The organism is Halalkalibacter oceani (genome assembly GCF_023715605.1).
GTDB classification, from domain to species: domain Bacteria; phylum Bacillota; class Bacilli; order Bacillales; family Bacillaceae_D; genus Halalkalibacter; species Halalkalibacter oceani.
The window spans coordinates 243,499-261,161 of the sequence record NZ_JAMBOL010000002.1 but is presented as its reverse complement, the minus strand read 5'-3'; the positions used below and the strand labels follow the sequence as shown (position 1 = coordinate 261,161).

Sequence of the window (17,663 nt, the reverse complement as noted above, 5' to 3'; positions counted from 1 at the left end):
TGTAGCAGCAGGTCTTTCGCCTAACAAGTAAGAAAGTGTAAAAAACCCCCTATAATAAAGAGGGTCTTTTACTACGTCTATTTTACATGGTATTGCCTTACACTTCCATGATTTCTTTTTCTTTCTTTTCCGCTACCACATCTACCTGAGCAATCTGTTTGTCAGTCAGCTTCTGCACTTCATCAGTCAGGCGGCGCAGCTCATCTTCTGTCATATCGCCGTCCTTTTGCTGCTTCTTTAAATCATCATTAGCGTCGCGGCGCACGTTGCGGATTGCGACTTTGGCATCTTCAGCAGCGCGCTTGACGAGCTTCGCCAGTTCTTTGCGTCGTTCTTCCGTTAACGGCGGGATCGAAATACGGATTATCGTACCGTCATTTGACGGAGTAAGTCCGAGATCGGCCTTTTGAATCGCCCGTTCAATGTCATTGATCGACGACTTGTCAAACGGCTGAATCGATAATAATCTTGCTTCCGGTACGGTGATAGTCGCCAGCTGGTTTAACGGAGTCTCTGCTCCGTAATATTCAACTGTCACCCGATCGAGCAGCGCCGGGTTCGCCCGTCCGGCACGAAGCTTTGCTAATTCACGATTTAACGCATCAATGGCTTTTCCCATTCGTTCCTGAGCGTCCTTGATCACTTCTGTCGACATTATGAATTCCCCCTTACAATTGTTCCGATTTCTTCGCCAAGAATGGCTCGCTTAATATTTCCTTCTTCCATGATTGAAAAGACAATCAACGGAATATCATTATCCATGCACAGTGAAGAAGCGGTCGTATCCATGACAGCCAGCCCTTCTTTTAACACGTCCATGTAAGAAATTGACGTGTATTTCTTCGCATTTTGATCAACTGACGGATCAGCGCTGTAGACGCCATCGACATTGTTTTTCGCCATCAGGATAACCTCGGCCTCGATTTCCGCAGCGCGCAATGCCGCTGTCGTATCTGTCGAGAAATAAGGGTTACCTGTACCTGCGGCAAAGATGACAACACGTTTCTTTTCCAAATGACGAATCGCTTTGCGGCGGATATATGGTTCAGCAACCTGCCGCATTTCAATTGAAGATTGCACCCTCGTTTGAACACCGATGTCTTCCAGGCTATCCTGCAGGGCCAAGGAATTCATCACAGTCGCCAGCATTCCCATATAGTCCGCTGTTGCCCGGTCCATTCCCTTTGCACTTCCTGCCATTCCGCGCCAAATGTTGCCTCCGCCTACGACAACAGCGACCTCTACATCTAGTTCTACGATTTCTTTCACTTGTCTTGCTACAGATTGAATCACAGTCGGATCAATTCCGTATCCTTGCGCACCTGCTAGTGCTTCTCCGCTTAATTTAAGTACAACCCTTTTATATGTTTTCATGAAAACCTCCGTCATGGCATGAAGTTAGCAATAAGAAAACCGATACGGCTTTTTTTCAGGAGCGACGCGGGAGCCGTTACCAACTTTTCAGCTTGATTGAAAGCGGGCTTTTTTTTCAGTCAAGCGTGTAGCACGCGAAACCGTCGTCCTTCCTCGAATTACCCGCACACATGTTTTACTTTCTTGACTTTTGAAAAAAGGGCTGTCCCAAAAGGTTGTTTTTTTTACCTTTTGAGCACAACCCTAAAAGCAGTGAATGGAGTCTGCGCATAGTTTTACCGGCGAGAAGCAGAGTGGATTGCTTTTTAGCTGCCGTTCATCAGAACCATTGCCCAACTTCCATGTTATGTAAGGAGCGTTAATGCCGCTCCCCCACTCATTACTTCTTCACTTGAGACATTACTTCCTCAGCAAAGTTATCTTCACGCTTCTCCATTCCTTCTCCTACTTCATAACGGATAAAGCTTTTTACTTCTGCCCCTTTGCTTTGGACATACTTTCCAACTTTATGATCGCCATCTTTGACAAACGGCTGATCGAGAAGACATACTTGTTCAAAGAATTTGCTTAGACGGCCTTCAACCATTTTCTCAACGATATTTTCCGGCTTTCCTTCGTTAAGAGCCTGCTGCTTAAGAACTTCGCGCTCGCGCTCAACTTCTTCCGCTGCCACTTCATCACGGGAGACATATGTTGGCTTGATCGCCGCCACATGCATCGCAATATCCTTCGCTAATTCTCCGTCCTGGGAGTTGCCAATCACTGTTAAGACGCCGATCCGTCCGCCCATGTGCAAGTACTCGCCAAATACATCGCCATCCTGCTTTTCAACGATTTCAAAACGGCGCAAAGAAATCTTCTCGCCGATTTTCGCGATAGAGGAGCTGATATAATCCTGAACTGTTTGGCCATCTTTGAAGCTTTGTCCAAGCGCTTCTTCAACGGAAGCCGGTGCATTTGTTAAAATGTGACCAGCCAGTTCATCGACTAATTTTTGGAAGTTTTCGTTTTTAGCAACGAAATCCGTTTCTGAGTTCACTTCCACGATTACCGCTTTGTTTCCTTCTGCCTTCACAAGAGCAAGACCTTCTGCCGCTACGCGATCAGCTTTCTTGGCCGCACTGGCCATTCCTTTTTCGCGCAGGAAGTCAACTGCCTTTTCCATATCTCCGCCGGTTTCAGTTAATGCCTTTTTACAATCCATCATACCAGCGCCAGTTTTTTCACGTAATTCTTTTACCATGCTTGCTGTTACAGCCATCAAAAACGCCTCCTTGAAATATCAGTATGTACGCATTATTCCGTACGCAAACGTCGCTACTGGGGCTTTGTCCCTTATTAGAGACAAATCGTTTCAAAAAAAGTGGGTGGGTCAAAAGCATTTCACCTGTATGACTGTCCGAACAAATGAAAAGAGGGAAATCCGCCGCTCCTGAAAGATAACTCCGCTTTCCGCGGGAAGCTGGTGAGCCTCCTCGGGCTACGCCCTGTGGGGTCTCACCGTTGCTTTTTCTCCCGCAGGAGTCTCCGTATATTTCATCCGCTACGTTAATGCTTTGTTCGACATTCAGGTAAACATATTAGCATAGCCCAGCCCCGTTTCAAAAAAAGTGGTAAAGGGTAACCCCCTTTACCACCCTTTAAGTAAATGCAATTAAGCTGTTGTTGTTTCTTCCTCTTCTTCTTCCGCTGCTTGTACTTCCTCTTCAGCAGAAGTTGCTTCGATGACGGCATCCGCCATTTTGCCGGTTAAAAGCTTAACCGCACGGATCGCATCGTCATTTCCTGGAATGACATAATCAATTTCGTCCGGATCACAGTTTGTATCGACAATCGCTACGATTGGAATGTTCAGCTTGTGAGCTTCCGCAATTGCGATGCGCTCTTTGCGCGGGTCGATGACAAACAGGGCATCTGGAACACCTTGCATATCTTTAATACCGCCCAAGAACTTTTCAAGACGTTCCATTTCCTTCTTAAGAAGAATAACTTCTTTCTTAGGAAGAACATCGAATGTACCGTCTTCTTGCATTTTTTCCAAGCTCTTTAGACGATTAATACGCTTTTGAATTGTTTCAAAGTTTGTCAGCGTACCACCTAACCAGCGTTGGTTAATGAAGTACATGCCGCAACGTTCAGCTTCATCCTTCACTGAATCCTGCGCCTGCTTTTTCGTACCGACGAATAGAATTTTCCCTCCGTCAGCAGCCAAGTCACGTACAAAGTTGTACGCTTCCTCAACTTTCTTTACCGTCTTTTGCAAGTCGATAATGTAAATTCCGTTACGTTCTGTGAAGATGTAGCGATCCATTTTAGGGTTCCAGCGACGAGTCTGGTGACCGAAGTGTACCCCTGCTTCAAGCAATTGTTTCATGGAGATAACTGCCACATCAAACACCTCCTTCAATTTTGGTTTTTTTTCCTCCGCTTCCCTCATCTTTGTCCAACACTGATCAATCAATCAGCACCCTTGCACAAATTAGAAAGCGTGTGTGATTAACACCGTTGATTAATATATCATATCACCTTATGCGTTGCAAGTAGTTTCCACCATCAGCGGTAAAATTTTAACAACAGTTCAACTTCACCCTTGCCTACGTTCAATGTACGGGCAATTTCTTCAGCGCTTTTTCCCTGCTTAGCGAGCAGCAGCACCCTCGCCGTATCGGATTGTTCAAATGACACATCCTCCCCGTCATCTGCGAGCGGCGGCTGATAATCCTCGTAGTCGGGCTCTGGCGCCAGCTCTTTTTTTGGCGCTGCCAGTTCTTTTGCCGTTTCCGGAGGGGAAGCCTTCTTTTCGACAGCGCTTTCCTTTTGCGGCACTTCAGTCTGCTTTTGCCGGAGCCGGGCCAGTAAACGCTCATTTTCTTCTTTCATTTCGGCTGTATAGGCGAGCAGAATATCTTCAATTTCCTGTTTGAGCTGCTCACTGTCTTCAATCGTGTGCTCGGCAATTGAGTTGCGTTTCATCAGTGTTAAAATCCAAAGAAACGTCACCCCGTGTAAGAGTAAACTAATGATTAATAACGTCGTCATTTCTTCCCTCTCTCATTACCCTGAAAAATCAATGAATTTGCCCTTGTAAGGGTGTTTCGCTTCAGGTTGTTTTTCCTCCTGCTTTTTCGACTGCTGCTGGGACTCCTGCTCATGCTGCCCGGCCTCGCCATCATGATGAAACCTGGCCTGCTCCGAATCATTCGTCTCGTTGACCTGACGCCGTTTTTGCAGATCCTCTTCTTTTTGCTGCTGAGTCAGCAGTTCCTGGCTGACTTGGCCACGCTGCTGCAACTGGTCCTGAAGCTTGCCGATTTTTTGCGATTGAGGAATCGAACCTTGCACTTCAATGGGGCGGACACTCATCTTTTTCCCTCGCTTTCGCACGTTTGTCTAAAACTTACTTAGTCGCTATGACGATTTCAGAGTCAACCAACGAAATATGCGGGTACCGATAAATGGACATCAACTTTCGTTTATATTTGCCAAAATGAACATCAACATTGGGATGAATCAGGTTTTCCGCCTGGATAAAGCCGTCATTTGCCTTCGCTTCTCCCGCCAGCTCCTGCTGCTTTGCCGTCAGCAGCTCAATCGACTCCTTCGCCGTTTGAAAAGCATGCAGCGCCTTGAGCTTCGACAGCTTGTCTCTTCCAGTTAACGGACCGTTTTGCCGTTCTTTTTCAAGATACGTCTTTAACAGCTTCGACAGCTTGACAAATTCATCCTTTGTTTTCTCTAAATCTTTCTCTGTTTTCTGCTGTTGTTCCAGAATCTTTTCATGAACGCCGATAAATAAAGAGGTTTTCGTCTGCATACTATTGCCGATTTCTTTTGCCTGAATGCTTTTTAGCGCGGAAAGTGAACCGCCGACAACTAAGCCTTTCCCCGTACGGCAGAGGATATTCCCTCCTGAGGAGCAGCTGCTGTGAAGGATCGCCTGCTTGACGACGATGTCACCGCCGACCTCGACATGGCCCTGATTGATAAAGGTTGTTTCAAGGTCGCCTTCCGCCGAAATGAAGCTGCGATTTTGCCCGACTACACCGGCGCCGATATAAATCGACCCGCCAGCCTCGAGTCTTGCCCCTTCCACCGTTCCGCCAATCCGGATATCGCCGCCGGCCTTGACTTCAAATCCGGCAGGGACACTGCCCTTCACCGTCACATTCCCGACAAAGGAGATGTTTCCGGTCTTCATACTAATATCGTCGTTCACCTCGTACGTCGGCAGCACATGAACCGTATACTTATCCATGCTGATCTGCCCATCGACAAGCGAGTAAAGCGTTTGATTTTTTTCATCCAGCCGCGTATTCTTTCCATTTCGCAAGATAAAATCCCGGCCCGGTTTCGCGGCTACTTTCTGGCCGAGCACATTTGTTCCATCAACCCCTTCAGTAGCAGCTATCTTTACCGCTATTTTGTCCCCGGTGCGGATCGTTGGAATATAAAGTACATCTCTTAAATCAACCTTATCACTATCCGAATCCATCAACTCCGGATCGGCATTGGAATAAGCGACAAGATCCAAGTAAGCGTGGCTGCCATGCTCCGGCGGCTTTCCAGTCGCGATGACATGCTGTTCGGCTCGGGGGTTTTTCGCCACTTTTTCAATCGCTTCCTCGTCAATTCCAAAGATAATTCCCTGCTCGTTAATAAATTGCTTCAGTTCCTCTACTGTAGGGTGCTCGTCATCGGGTAATTTTGATTGCTGAATAATAGAAGCTTCCATTTTATCTGGTGATACGACTACTTCATAGAACTCCCCTAATTCAATCATAATATCATTCCCTTAGTTTATTCGTCGAATGAGCGAGCCCGTTTCTCTCTGTCCGGTCTCATCGCCTGCTGCAGACGAAAGATCGATTTGGAATGGATTTGTGAAATACGTGAAGTCGAGAGCTGTAAGATCTGCCCAATCTCCGTCAATGTCAATTCTTCAAAATAGAACAGGCTGATGACGAGCTGCTCCTTTTCTGATAAGCCTTCGATCAGTCTCGCCAGCTCCTGCTTTGTAGCGAGCTCCATCGTATGCTCCTCAGGGGTTTTCGTTTGTTTATCCTCAATGACAGAAGCGTAGGTTTCATTTCGCTCGTCCTCCTGGGTCGGTTCGTAAATCGAGAGCCGGTGGGAGGCGAGCTGTTCAGCGATCAGCTGTTCAACCTCCTGGCTGTCCATCTCAAGCTCAGCCGCCACTTCTTCACTCGTCACATTCCGTCCATAGCGCTGCTCCAGCATCTCCGTCGCGGCATCAATTTTCTTTATCTTTTCCCGCATCGTTCTTGAAAGCCAGTCCTCTTTCCGTAACCCGTCAATGATTGCTCCCCTGACCCGAAAGGAAGCATATGTATCAAATTTCAAATCGCGCTCCGGGTTGAATTTTTCCAGGGCGTCATACAGTCCCATTAACCCGTGGCTGATCAAATCATCTTTTTGCACACTGCGCGGCAATCCGACTGAAATTCGCTGAACATGGTAGTGAACAAGCGGCAAGTAGCGGCGGATCAGTTCATCGCAAGCATCATGACTTCGTTCCTCGAACCATTGCTTCCAAAGTCTTTTTTCTTCTATTGAATCTCCTCCAGCCATCTCTTACCTCCTTCTCTATTCGGATCGCAACAGGTCTTTTATGATTTGTGACGTCTGTTCGGGCTCCAGTTCTTCTTTTGCTTCCTGCTTTTCCCGGGACTGTTGGGGCTGTTGCTCTTCCGGCTCAGCATGATTCCCTGCTTCTTCTTCCATTAAATCGCGGGAAGCCAGCTGCCATAAAAAGCGAAAGCCGTAAGTCAAGATCCACCCGGCCACAAAAGCAAGACAGAAGCGGATAAACGATGTCACAAGCAAATTCGTGGTGAGAGAAGCAACAAAGACAAGTATTCCGGCAAAGCAGGCTACAATAAAATGAATAATCAATGGATGAAACAAGATTATATCTCCTTTGTCCCTTGGTTCACTGTACGAATGTGCAGCTTTTTCGATTGAGGGTCGAACTCAATGGTCCGTCCACTGCTTCCCCCTACATCTTCCGCTATAATAGGAATTCGCAATTGATTGAGTTTTTCCTTTATCGCTTCCACATTTCGCGGTCCAATGCGCATCATGTCATTTCCTGTTGAAAACGAAAACATTTGCGCCCCGCCTGCCAGCTTTGCTTTTAAGGAAAACATTCTCGCTCCATCCTCTTCCAGACATTTTAACAGTGCCGGAATCGCGGTGTCGGCATACTTGGCCGGGTTTGGACGGGCTTGCCTGCAGAGTGATGAGCTTGGCAGCATCACATGGGCCATGCCTGCTACGAGTCTTATTTCATCATATAAGACAAGTCCAACGCAGGAGCCGAGCCCTGAGGTGCGAATCGTATCCGGGGGGCCAACCGTATTCAACTCAGCCATTCCAACCTTGATGACATTACTCATGCTCTCCCACCCCTAATACCGAAAAAATCACCTCAAATGAATCAGGATCTGGTAAAAGAAAGAAGTGACCCTTCATCTGCTCTTCGTCCCCATCAAGCTCTTTTATTTGTGTATCAATCACGATCGCGGAATCGCCGACTTGAGAAAGCTCGATCAATCCATAGCTTAAAATCGCCCCGGCCATGTCGACGCTAAAGCCCGGCACAGACGGCTGCAAAATCAATTTCGTGAAATCAGAAAATGAAGATAAGTAGGAACCGGCCAAAATATTGCCGATCTCCTGAAAAGCCGAAATCCCGACTTCATGGTAAGGGGGGGATTGCAGCTGAAAAGACGTAATCCCTGTCAGCTGACGTACGATTTTTTCAATGTCCTCAATTTTCGATATGAAAAACAAGCTCCCCGGCGCCTCTCCCTCAATTCTTAAAAAAATAGCGGCCACTTCCGTTTCGGCACCTCCGACCTGCTCAGGCAGCTCCTGAAAGGAAACGATCCGTACCGCAGGCACGCTCATTTCAATCGTTTTATTCAGTAGCTGGGACAAAGCGGTCGCTGCATGTCCCGCGCCAATATTCCCGATCTCTTTTAACACATCAAGATGATAAGGTTTCAGCCGTTGTAAAAAGTCCATCGTCATCCCCCTCCCACTTTTCTTACTGAACCTGGCGCATGATCCGGCCGGCAATTTCCTGAATATGAACGACTTCATCGACTAATTTCGTGCGGATCGCGACCTTTGGCATTCCGAAGACAACACATGACTCTTCCGCTTCCGCAATCGCGTAACAGCTTCCGGACTGCTTCAGCTTCATTAATCCTTCAGAGCCGTCAGCCCCCATTCCCGTCATGATCACGGCAATCGTTTCAATATCATTAATTGCCGAAAGCGATTCATACATCACATCAACCGATGGACGGTGTCCTCGCCTTGGTTCCTCCAAATGAGTCTGTATCACATAGGAAGAATGCTCCTGTTTGACTGCCAAATGATAGCCGCCCGGCGCAATATAGGCGACGCCGTTTTTCAGCACATCGCCATCCTCCGCTTCTTTCACCGTCAATTCAGAGAGCGAATCAAGCCGTTCGGCCAGCGAGCGGGTAAAGCCGGCCGGCATGTGCTGGACGATTAAAACCGGTGCTTTCAGCGAGCCCGGCAGCTTCGTGATGACGTCCTTCAACGCTTTCGGCCCCCCGGTTGACGTACCGATGGCGATCATTTTCTGAGCCGAAGACGGTAACGTCCGACTCGGTCGCTTTACAAACTGAACCGCCCGCAGCTGAACAATTGGCTTCGGCGATGATCGGCGCAGGCGGGCCCGCGCCGCATAAACGACCTTTTCCACGATTTCATTTTCAACCCGGTCAATATCGAGCGAAATAGCGCCAGAAGGCTTCGTGACAAAGTCAACCGCTCCATATTCCATCGCCAGCATCGTATTTTCCGCCCCTTGCTTCGTCGTGCTGCTGATCATCACAACCGGGCAAGGGTCATCGTTCATCACATGCTTTAACGTTTCCAACCCATTCATAATCGGCATTTCCACATCAAGAGTCATGACGTCGGGGCGAAGCTCCTTCCGTTTCCGAAGAGCGTCCTCCCCATTACGAGCGGTGCCAATAACGTGGACTCGCGGATCCTGATTAAGCATATCTGAAATTACTTTCCGCATAAAAGCAGAATCATCAACGACAAGTACTTGAATTTTCCTTTCCACGTTTATCCCTAACTTTCTCCCAAATTTTCTCGTCTGTACGTCCAGCTCTTTTCATGGCCGTTTTTTGCCAAAGAAGAAAAACATCCGCCGCTCCCCTTCTGCAGCTTATCCTTGCTTTTCTTTAAAAAGATGCTTCACTTTTGAAAGCAGCTGACTGAAGCCGACAGCTTTTTTCGCCGTTTCTCCCAAATATAGCGCCGTCAGCTTTTCCATGGCCAGACTGGCCTTTGCTTCCTTTTTGTAAAGGACAAACGGGACTTGAGCTTTCACTGCTTTTTGCACGGCCGGGTCAGATGGTATATAGCCTAAAGGGTTTAGCTCTTTTTGCAAAAATTGGCTGGCGACACGTTGAAAGCTGGCAAGCGTTCGTTTCCCCTCTTTATCTGAATCGGCACGATTGACAATAATATGAAGCGGCATCTGCCCCTCATTTAAATAAATGTATTTGACCATCGCGTAAGCATCGGTCATTGCCGGCGGTTCAGGTGTTGTCACAACAAGCACGTCATCCGCCGCCAAAATAAACTGGATGCTGTCTTTTGTAGCCCCGGCCCCCATATCCAAAATGATATAATCAAAATGCTGTCCGATTAATTCAAATTGAGAGAAAAAGCGTTCCATTTTCCGGTCATCGAGCTCCACAAACTTTGAGAAACCTGAGCCGCCGCCAATATAGGCAATTCCTTCAGGTCCCTGTTCAATAATATCCCAAATCGACAGCTCTGAATCGAGTAGATTCATAATGTGGTAGCGCGGGGAAAGGCCCATCAGAATATCGACATTGGCCATCCCAATATCAAGATCAATGATCGCCACGCGATACCCCTTTTTCGAAAGCGAAATCGCGAAATTAAGACTAATATTCGATTTGCCAACGCCGCCCTTGCCGCTGACTACGGCGATTACCTTCGCCTCCGCTTTCGCTTTCGGCGCATCCATGATTCTGCGTAAATTTTCAGCCTGGTCATTCATGCTCATCCACCTCTAAAACAGCGCGGATCACATAAGGAACAGTCGCTTCCATTATATCATCCGGTACATTTTGACCATTCGTAATATAAGCAATTCCTTTCCCGTGCTCCAACGGAATATTAAGCAGCGCTCCCAGGCTTGCTGTTTCATCCTGTTTCGTTAAAATCACCTTTTCAATTTCAAGCAGGGAAAACTGGCGGATAATTTCATTCATATCCTCATATTTTGCCGTTAACGAAAGAACGAGGAATGTCTCGGCCTGCTGCTCAAAATCAATAACCTTTGCCAATTCCTCGATATAAAGCGGATTGCGGAAATTTCTCCCGGCCGAATCGACTAAAATATAATCATACTGTTCAAATTGTGCCACCGCCCGGGAAAAGTCATCAATGGAATAAGCAACCTCCAGCGGAATATTTAAGATTTTGGCGTAAGTCTTGATCTGTTCAATCGCGGCAATCCGGTACGTGTCAGTCGTAATAAGCGCTATTTTCTTTTGCTTTTTTAAAAGAAGGTGGGCAGCGAGCTTGGCAATCGTCGTCGTTTTTCCAACGCCAGTCGGACCGACAATGTTGATCATTTTTTTCGAGAAGGAAAAGCCGCCAAATGGGACGTCGGCTAATTCCTGTTCGAGATAGCGGACAAGCTCTTTTTCGATGTCCTGGCCGGGCCGCTCTGCCTCTGGCTGCTCGTACCATTCCTTTAAGACATGCTTGAGCAGCTGCAGGCGGATCGGCTTTGAGACCCCTTGCTTTTTCAACTGGTCCTCAATCGCCTGAAACGGCTGAGGATACTCATGGTTCTCGCTTATAATCGTTTTTTCTTTCGTCGCCAGTTCTCCAATCATCGCTTTCAACTGGTTCATTTCCTTCAGTAAACGTTCCTGCTCGGCCGGCTTCGTCCGTGCTGCGGGGGAAGGAGAAGGCGAAGCAGCAGGTCTGATAAGGGTTTCCTTACGAACCCTTGTCGGACCAGGATCAACCGCCGCGACTACTTCAAGCTGTTTTTTCGCAAATAAACCGAACACTCCACCTGTTTTCACTTCCTTGGAATGTAGGATGACGGCTTCATCCCCTAATTCACCGCGAATCCGCTTCATCGCTTCCGGCATCGTCGCTGCGATATATTTTTTTACCTTCATTCAACATTCACCACCCCTACACTTTGCACTTCAACATCAGCCTCAAGCTCATTGTATGACAGGATCGGAACATGGGGCAAATACCGTTCAAACATCTGGCGCACATACATCCTTACAGCAGGGGAACAGAGAACAACAGGTGTCTGTCCCATTTGCGACAGCCGGTCGGTTTCTGTCGCGGCCGATTCAAGAATTTGCTGCGAAAGCGCCGGATCCATTGAAATAAAGTTCCCATGCTCCGTTTGCTGAACAGCTTCCGCGACGCTCTTTTCCACGCTTCCACTTAATGTAATGACATAAAGCGGCTCGCCCGGTGTCGTCACCTGCTTGGAAATTTGCCGCGATAATGACTGGCGTACATATTCGGTAACCAGGTCCATGTCCTTCGTCATTTGTCCGTAATCAGCCAATGTTTCAAAGATAATCGGCAAATTCCGAATTGAAATATTTTCTTTCAGCAGATTCGTTAATACTTTCTGGATATCACCGATCGATACAGTATTCGGCGTCACTTCCTCAACAAGAGCCGGATATGTTTCTTTCAGATGATCGACGAGCTGTTTCGTTTCCTGACGTCCAAGAAGCTCATGAGCGTGGCGTTTAATCACTTCAGTCAGATGCGTCGAAACGACCGACGGCGGGTCAACGACCGTATAGCCTGACAGCTCCGCCTGCTCCTTCATCTCTTCACCGATCCACAGCGCCGGAAGACCAAACGCCGGTTCAATTGTTTCAATCCCAACAATCGACTCGTCTTCGATCCCAGGGCTCATCGCCATATAATGATCAAGCAACAGCTCGCCCTTCGCGACTTCATTTCCTTTTATTTTAATCGTATATTCATTAGGTTGCAGTTGGATATTGTCACGAATCCGGATCACAGGCACGATCATCCCGAGTTCGAGCGCCATTTGCCGGCGAATCATCACGACGCGGTCAAGCAAATCGCCGCCCTGGTTCGCATCGGCAAGCGGGATTAACCCATAGCCGAACTCAAATTCAATTGGATCAATTTGCAATAGGTTGACGACGCTCTCCGGCGATTTCATATCGTCCGTCTCGTCTTCCTCTTCCACACTCGATTCCTCCGTCAACAGCTTCGTTTCCTGCTTTGACAGCAGATAGCCGCCAATCACCAAAATAAGCGCAATCGGCGTCGTAAGGAGCATGTTGATCGGGGTTAAGACTCCTAAGAGGAAGATTGTTCCCCCGGCGATATAGAGCATCTTCGGATACGCGAGAATCTGCTTCGTAATATCATGACCGAGGCTTCCTTCAGACGCCGCTCTCGTCACGACGATCCCGGTTGCCGTTGAAATCAACAGCGCCGGTATTTGGCTGACAAGCCCGTCCCCAACCGTCAGCAACGTGAACGTATTCGCCGAATCACTCAAACTCATCCCCATTTGCATCATTCCGATGACAAGACCGAAAATAAGATTAATAATGACGATGACGATTCCGGCAATGGCATCTCCTTTAACGAATTTACTTGCCCCGTCCATCGCCCCGTAAAAATCAGCTTCACGTTCAATCTTTTCCCGTCTTTCCTTCGCTTCGGCATCGGAAATCATCCCGGCGTTCAGATCGGCATCAATACTCATTTGCTTTCCGGGCATCGCATCAAGCGTAAACCGTGCCCCAACCTCAGAAACCCGCTCGGCCCCTTTTGTAATCACGACAAACTGAATAATAATCAAAATTAAAAAGACGACGAAGCCGACGAGCGCATTTCCCCCGACGACAAAGTTCCCAAACGTATCAATGACATTTCCGGCTTCGGCATTGCCAAGAATCGATCTTGTCGTCGATACGTTCAACCCTAAGCGGAACAAGGTAACGAGTAGAAGCAAGGTAGGAAAAATGGAAAATTGCAATGGCTCGCGCGTATTCATCGCCACTAGAATAATAATAAGAGCAAGAGAGATATTGATGATGATTAACACATCCAGCATCGCCGGCGGCAATGGGATGATAAGCATGGCGACGATTAAAATAACCCCTAATAATACAGACAGATCTCTTGCTCCCACGACGGTCTCTCCTTCATAAATAAATTCCTTCTCAAAAACATGATTCGTTTCTCTCCGTGCATAACGTTTAATGGGCTACGCTTTTTTGTTTTTCAGGCGGTACACATAAGCAAGTACTTCGGCCACAGCTTTAAACAGCTCTTCCGGCACCTGATCACCGATGTCCGCCTGCTGATAAAGCGCCCTTGCCAACGGCTTGTTCTCAACCGTGACGACGTCGTGCTTAGCCGCCACCCCTTTTATTTTCTGAGCGACAAAGTCAACACCTTTGGCGACGACGACCGGCGCGTCCGATTTCGTCTCATCATAACGGAGCGCAATCGCAAAGTGAGTCGGGTTCGTGATGACGACGTCGGCTTTCGGAACTTCCTGCATCATCCGCTGCATCGCCATCTCCATTTGCTTCTGCTTCCGCTTCGATTTGATTTTCGGATCGCCCTCCATATTTTTATGCTCATCCTTAATGTCCTTCTTCGACATTCTCATTTGCTTCTCATGATCGTAGCGCTGATACAGATAATCCGGCACCGACAGGATTAAGAGCAGAATCGCCACTGCGACCCCTAATGTAGCGGTTAACTGTGCCACGACATAGAAGCCGTCGGCCACACTTTTTTGCGATAAGAGCATGATATCTTCTAGGCTTGTCCAAATGATGACGAAAACCACGACGCCGACGAACGAGATTTTCAGCATTGATTTTAAAAATTCAACAAGCGCGCGCACGGAAAAAATCCGTTTTGCCCCTTGAATCGGGTCGAGTTTCGACAGCTTCATTTTGACCGCTTCCGGCGCAAAGAGGAAGCCAACCTGTATATAGCTCGCCGCCACTCCGGCAATCAGCGCAATCAGCATAATCGGCAATAAAACCATCGCTGATTCCATCGTCAATTCATAAAAGATGCTGCCGAAGCTCGATCCTGTTATATCCATCAGCAAATACGTTTGAAACGTATGCTTCAATAAATTAATCAGCGTTTGACCAAGCATGCCGCCAAATAGCCAAAGAAAGAGGAAAACCAAAAGCAGGATAATCGCCGTATTGACGTCTGTACTTTTGGCGACTTGTCCTTTCTTCCGCTGATCCATCCGCTTTTTCGGTGTTGCTTTTTCCGTTTTTTCTTCGGCAAAAAATTGCAGGTTCAGCCTAATCATGCTTATGCTCCTCCCAGCATGGCGAGCAATGTGCGCATTGCTACGATTACTTGATCAAACAATCCCCGGACGACCATCATAAATGCTCCCATATAAACCGTCAGCAGCAGCAGCCCGACGAGTATCTTCAATGGTAAACCGACGACAAAGACATTCATCTGTGGAACGGCTCTGGAAATCATCCCGAGCCCGACATCGACGAGAAAGAGCGAGCCGACGATCGGAAAAGCCATTTGAAAGGCGATGACAAACATCGCATTAAACGTCGACACGGCATGCCAGACGATGTTCTCCTGGCCAAGCGGCAGAAACGCCTGCTCCATCGGTACATATTGATAGCTGTAATAAATGCCGTCAAGCAGCAGATGATGACCGTTAACCGCAAGTAAAAATAATAAGGCAAATGTATATAAATACCCTCCGATAAGCGGACTTTGCGCTCCCGTCTGAGGGTCGACAATATTCGCAATTAAAAAGCCCATATTATAATCAATAAAACCTCCGGCTACCTGAATCGCATAAAGAAGAATCGTCGCTAGCAGGCCGACCAGTAAGCCAACAAGAACTTCCTTAATAATAAGTAAGAAATAAGTGCCATCAAACACAAGCATCGGTGCGTCAATCGTAAAAATCATAATCCAGGCGAGAAACAATGAAATACCGACTTTGAATGTATTCGGTACCGAACGATGCGCATAAAGCGGTAAGACGGTAAAAAAAGCCAACACGCGGACAAACACGAGCAGAAAAGCTGGTAACAACGAAACAAACTCAGTCATTAGCCAATATACCGATGCAGATTATTAAAAATCTGATAAGCAAAATTTGTCATGTACGACAGCATCCACGGCCCAAAAACGACCAGGGCGACGAGTACTCCGACAATTTTCGGGATAAACGCCAGCGTCTGCTCTTGAATTTGCGTGGTAGCCTGGAAAATACTCACGAGCAAACCGAGTCCTAAGGCGATAATTAATAACGGTCCTGCTACGAGTAAAACGGTCCACACTCCACTTTCAGCCATGCTGATGACAAATTCAGAACTCATACCCTACACACCATCCCTCTAATTAAAGCTAATCAGCAGTGATTGAACAATCAAATACCATCCATCCACCAGCACAAATAAAAGTATTTTAAACGGTAACGCAATCATGACAGGAGGAAGCATCATCATCCCCATCGACATCAGCACACTGGCGACGATCATATCAATCACGAGAAAGGGCACGAAAATAAGAAAGCCGATTTGAAAGGCTGTTTTCAGCTCGCTGATCGCAAAAGCCGGGACAAGCGCCGTCAGCGGAATATCCTCAAGCGTTTCCGGGCGATCATAGCCGCCATACCCCATAAATAACGCCAAATCCTTCTCGCGCGTATGCTGCGCCATAAACTCCTTCATCGGCGCGGCGGCCAACTCAAATGCTTCCGCCTTATCAATCTCACCATTAAAAAAAGGAGTTAACGCCTGCTCATTCACTTCGGCAAAAATCGGCGCCATAATAAAAAAGGTTAAAAAGAGCGCAATGCCGATCAACACCTGATTCGGCGGCATCGATTGTGTCGCCAATCCCTGTCTGACAAAGGACAGGACAATGACGATTCTCGTAAAGCTGGTCATTAAGATCAAAATCGACGGAGCGAGTGACAAAACCGTTAAAACGAGCAACAATTGGAGCGTCGTCGCCACATTGGCCGGATCATCGGAAAGAAAGTTTCCAAGATCGATGCCCGGAATGTTGGTGATTGCCGGTATGATCATAGTGTCTATCACGTTTTGTCACGCTCCCTTACAGCATCGTGCAGCTTATCGTGCGAATGCGAAACATCTTTCAGCTGCTTGTCCAGTAACTGTTTGAACGCGTCCCGATTCGTTTCCGCAGTTGCCGGCGCTTGCTTCCCGCGTCCTTTGACGGCGCCAAACAGCTTGTTAATTGGCTCGTTCAGCTGGGCAAACTGCTCCTGCTTCTGCGTTAGAAGCTGTTTCATTTCCTCTTCATTATCAATTTCTTTTAACAGCTGGATCGTTTCCCCTACCCCGACAACGAGCAGGCGATTTCCAACCTTGACGATTTGAACCGAGCGATTCGCCCCAAGCGGCACGCCACCAATGTTTTGCAGCATCTGATTGGCCTGAAACGCCTGCGAACGCTTTGAGAAAAAGCGCAATAGCACATACATTAGCAGAACAACAAACGCAAGCGCGGCGATCATTTGGACGAACATCAGAAAGGTGTTCGGCTCAGAAAACTCTTCGTTCACGTCCGTTTCTGAAATAACCGTTTCCGCTTCACTTTCACCTTCTACGGCTTCAGCTTCATCAGCTGCTTCCGTTTCAGGTTGCTGCAGCGATTCCGTTACGGTGCGATTTTCATTTGTTTGCTCGGCCAGGACAAAGCCTGGTTGAAGGCATGTGAGGAGGAGGAGAATTACGAAAGCAACGATGCGTCTTTGATGCATGAAAACCCACTCTCCTCTTTCTGCTTACCCAATGGTCTTTTTGATCGCTTCCAGAACGCGATCCGCTTGAAATGGCTTGACGATAAAATCCTTTGCCCCAGCTTGAATCGCATCGATGACCATTGCCTGCTGGCCCATCGCCGAACACATAATCACCTTCGCTTCTGGATCAAACGATTTGATTTCCTTCAAGGCGGTAATGCCGTCTTTTTCCGGCATTGTAATATCCATTGTTACAAGTTCAGGCGACAGCTCCTGATATTTTTCAACCGCTTGGGCGCCATCATTGGCCTCGCCAACCACATCAAACCCGTTTTTCGTTAAAATGTCCTTGATCATCATTCTCATAAATGCTGCATCATCAACGATTAACACTTTAGCTGACATGTTTCTCCCC

21 protein-coding genes are annotated in these 17,663 nt (G+C 47.6%); all 21 read right to left on the bottom strand.

The window, feature by feature from the left end:
* Window positions 1–97 precede the first annotated feature (97 nt).
* Window positions 98–655 carry a ribosome recycling factor gene (gene frr, locus M3202_RS03945; protein WP_251222041.1) on the bottom strand — a complete coding sequence of 186 codons (558 nt, stop codon included), beginning with the start codon at window positions 653–655 and terminating at the stop codon, window positions 98–100.
* Window positions 655–1,374, bottom strand: a complete 720-nt coding sequence (gene pyrH, locus M3202_RS03940; protein ID WP_251222040.1) for a UMP kinase — start codon at window positions 1,372–1,374, stop codon at window positions 655–657. Before pyrH ends, frr begins: the two co-directional genes overlap by 1 nt.
* A 379-nt stretch (window positions 1,375–1,753) precedes the next feature.
* On the bottom strand, window positions 1,754–2,635 hold the full coding sequence (gene tsf, locus M3202_RS03935) for a translation elongation factor Ts (RefSeq protein WP_251222039.1): 882 nt from the start codon (window positions 2,633–2,635) through the stop codon (window positions 1,754–1,756).
* A 393-nt stretch (window positions 2,636–3,028) separates the two neighbouring features.
* Window positions 3,029–3,763, bottom strand: coding sequence for a 30S ribosomal protein S2 (gene rpsB, locus M3202_RS03930; RefSeq protein WP_251222038.1), 735 nt, complete (start codon window positions 3,761–3,763; stop codon window positions 3,029–3,031).
* A 164-nt stretch (window positions 3,764–3,927) separates the two neighbouring features.
* Window positions 3,928–4,413: a DUF6115 domain-containing protein gene (locus tag M3202_RS03925; protein ID WP_251222037.1), complete on the bottom strand. Its 486-nt coding sequence runs from the start codon at window positions 4,411–4,413 to the stop codon at window positions 3,928–3,930.
* Window positions 4,414–4,428: 15 nt separating this feature from the next.
* Complete coding sequence (locus M3202_RS03920; RefSeq protein ID WP_251222036.1) at window positions 4,429–4,737, bottom strand: hypothetical protein; 309 nt, start codon at window positions 4,735–4,737, stop codon at window positions 4,429–4,431.
* A gap of 34 nt (window positions 4,738–4,771) precedes the next feature.
* A complete protein-coding gene (locus M3202_RS03915) occupies window positions 4,772–6,154 on the bottom strand; it encodes a flagellar assembly protein A (protein ID WP_251222035.1) in 1,383 nt (460 codons plus the stop codon).
* Between the two features lie 17 nt (window positions 6,155–6,171).
* Window positions 6,172–6,963 carry a FliA/WhiG family RNA polymerase sigma factor gene (locus tag M3202_RS03910; protein ID WP_251222034.1) on the bottom strand — a complete coding sequence of 264 codons (792 nt, stop codon included), beginning with the start codon at window positions 6,961–6,963 and terminating at the stop codon, window positions 6,172–6,174.
* 15 nt (window positions 6,964–6,978) lie between these two features.
* Entirely contained in the window at window positions 6,979–7,299 is a 321-nt protein-coding gene (locus tag M3202_RS03905) for a hypothetical protein (RefSeq protein WP_251222033.1), read from the bottom strand.
* A 2-nt stretch (window positions 7,300–7,301) separates the two neighbouring features.
* Window positions 7,302–7,790 (bottom strand): chemotaxis protein CheD, encoded by a 489-nt coding sequence (locus M3202_RS03900; RefSeq protein WP_251222032.1) that lies wholly within the window; start codon window positions 7,788–7,790, stop codon window positions 7,302–7,304.
* Window positions 7,783–8,421, bottom strand: coding sequence for a chemotaxis protein CheC (locus M3202_RS03895; protein ID WP_251222031.1), 639 nt, complete (start codon window positions 8,419–8,421; stop codon window positions 7,783–7,785). The genes M3202_RS03900 and M3202_RS03895 overlap by 8 nt, the downstream gene beginning before the upstream one ends.
* Window positions 8,422–8,443: 22 nt before the next feature.
* Entirely contained in the window at window positions 8,444–9,505 is a 1,062-nt protein-coding gene (locus M3202_RS03890) for a protein-glutamate methylesterase/protein-glutamine glutaminase (protein ID WP_349775599.1), read from the bottom strand.
* A gap of 105 nt (window positions 9,506–9,610) precedes the next feature.
* Window positions 9,611–10,477 (bottom strand): MinD/ParA family protein, encoded by an 867-nt coding sequence (locus M3202_RS03885; protein WP_251222030.1) that lies wholly within the window; start codon window positions 10,475–10,477, stop codon window positions 9,611–9,613.
* Complete coding sequence (gene flhF / locus M3202_RS03880) at window positions 10,470–11,618, bottom strand: flagellar biosynthesis GTPase FlhF (RefSeq protein ID WP_251222029.1); 1,149 nt, start codon at window positions 11,616–11,618, stop codon at window positions 10,470–10,472. Before flhF ends, M3202_RS03885 begins: the two co-directional genes overlap by 8 nt.
* Window positions 11,615–13,651, bottom strand: a complete 2,037-nt coding sequence (gene flhA, locus M3202_RS03875; protein WP_251222028.1) for a flagellar biosynthesis protein FlhA — start codon at window positions 13,649–13,651, stop codon at window positions 11,615–11,617. Before flhA ends, flhF begins: the two co-directional genes overlap by 4 nt.
* Before the next feature lie 75 nt (window positions 13,652–13,726).
* Complete coding sequence (flhB, locus tag M3202_RS03870) at window positions 13,727–14,806, bottom strand: flagellar biosynthesis protein FlhB (RefSeq protein ID WP_285890148.1); 1,080 nt, start codon at window positions 14,804–14,806, stop codon at window positions 13,727–13,729.
* A 2-nt stretch (window positions 14,807–14,808) separates the two neighbouring features.
* Window positions 14,809–15,585 (bottom strand): flagellar biosynthetic protein FliR, encoded by a 777-nt coding sequence (gene fliR / locus M3202_RS03865; protein WP_251222027.1) that lies wholly within the window; start codon window positions 15,583–15,585, stop codon window positions 14,809–14,811.
* A complete protein-coding gene (fliQ, locus tag M3202_RS03860) occupies window positions 15,585–15,854 on the bottom strand; it encodes a flagellar biosynthesis protein FliQ (protein WP_251222026.1) in 270 nt (89 codons plus the stop codon). The genes fliR and fliQ overlap by 1 nt, the downstream gene beginning before the upstream one ends.
* Window positions 15,855–15,872: 18 nt before the next feature.
* Complete coding sequence (fliP, locus tag M3202_RS03855) at window positions 15,873–16,568, bottom strand: flagellar type III secretion system pore protein FliP (protein WP_285890180.1); 696 nt, start codon at window positions 16,566–16,568, stop codon at window positions 15,873–15,875.
* 8 nt (window positions 16,569–16,576) lie between these two features.
* On the bottom strand, window positions 16,577–17,266 hold the full coding sequence (locus M3202_RS03850) for a flagellar biosynthetic protein FliO (protein WP_251222024.1): 690 nt from the start codon (window positions 17,264–17,266) through the stop codon (window positions 16,577–16,579).
* A gap of 24 nt (window positions 17,267–17,290) precedes the next feature.
* Window positions 17,291–17,653 carry a response regulator gene (locus tag M3202_RS03845; protein WP_251192158.1) on the bottom strand — a complete coding sequence of 121 codons (363 nt, stop codon included), beginning with the start codon at window positions 17,651–17,653 and terminating at the stop codon, window positions 17,291–17,293.
* Between the last annotated feature and the right edge of the window lie 10 nt (window positions 17,654–17,663).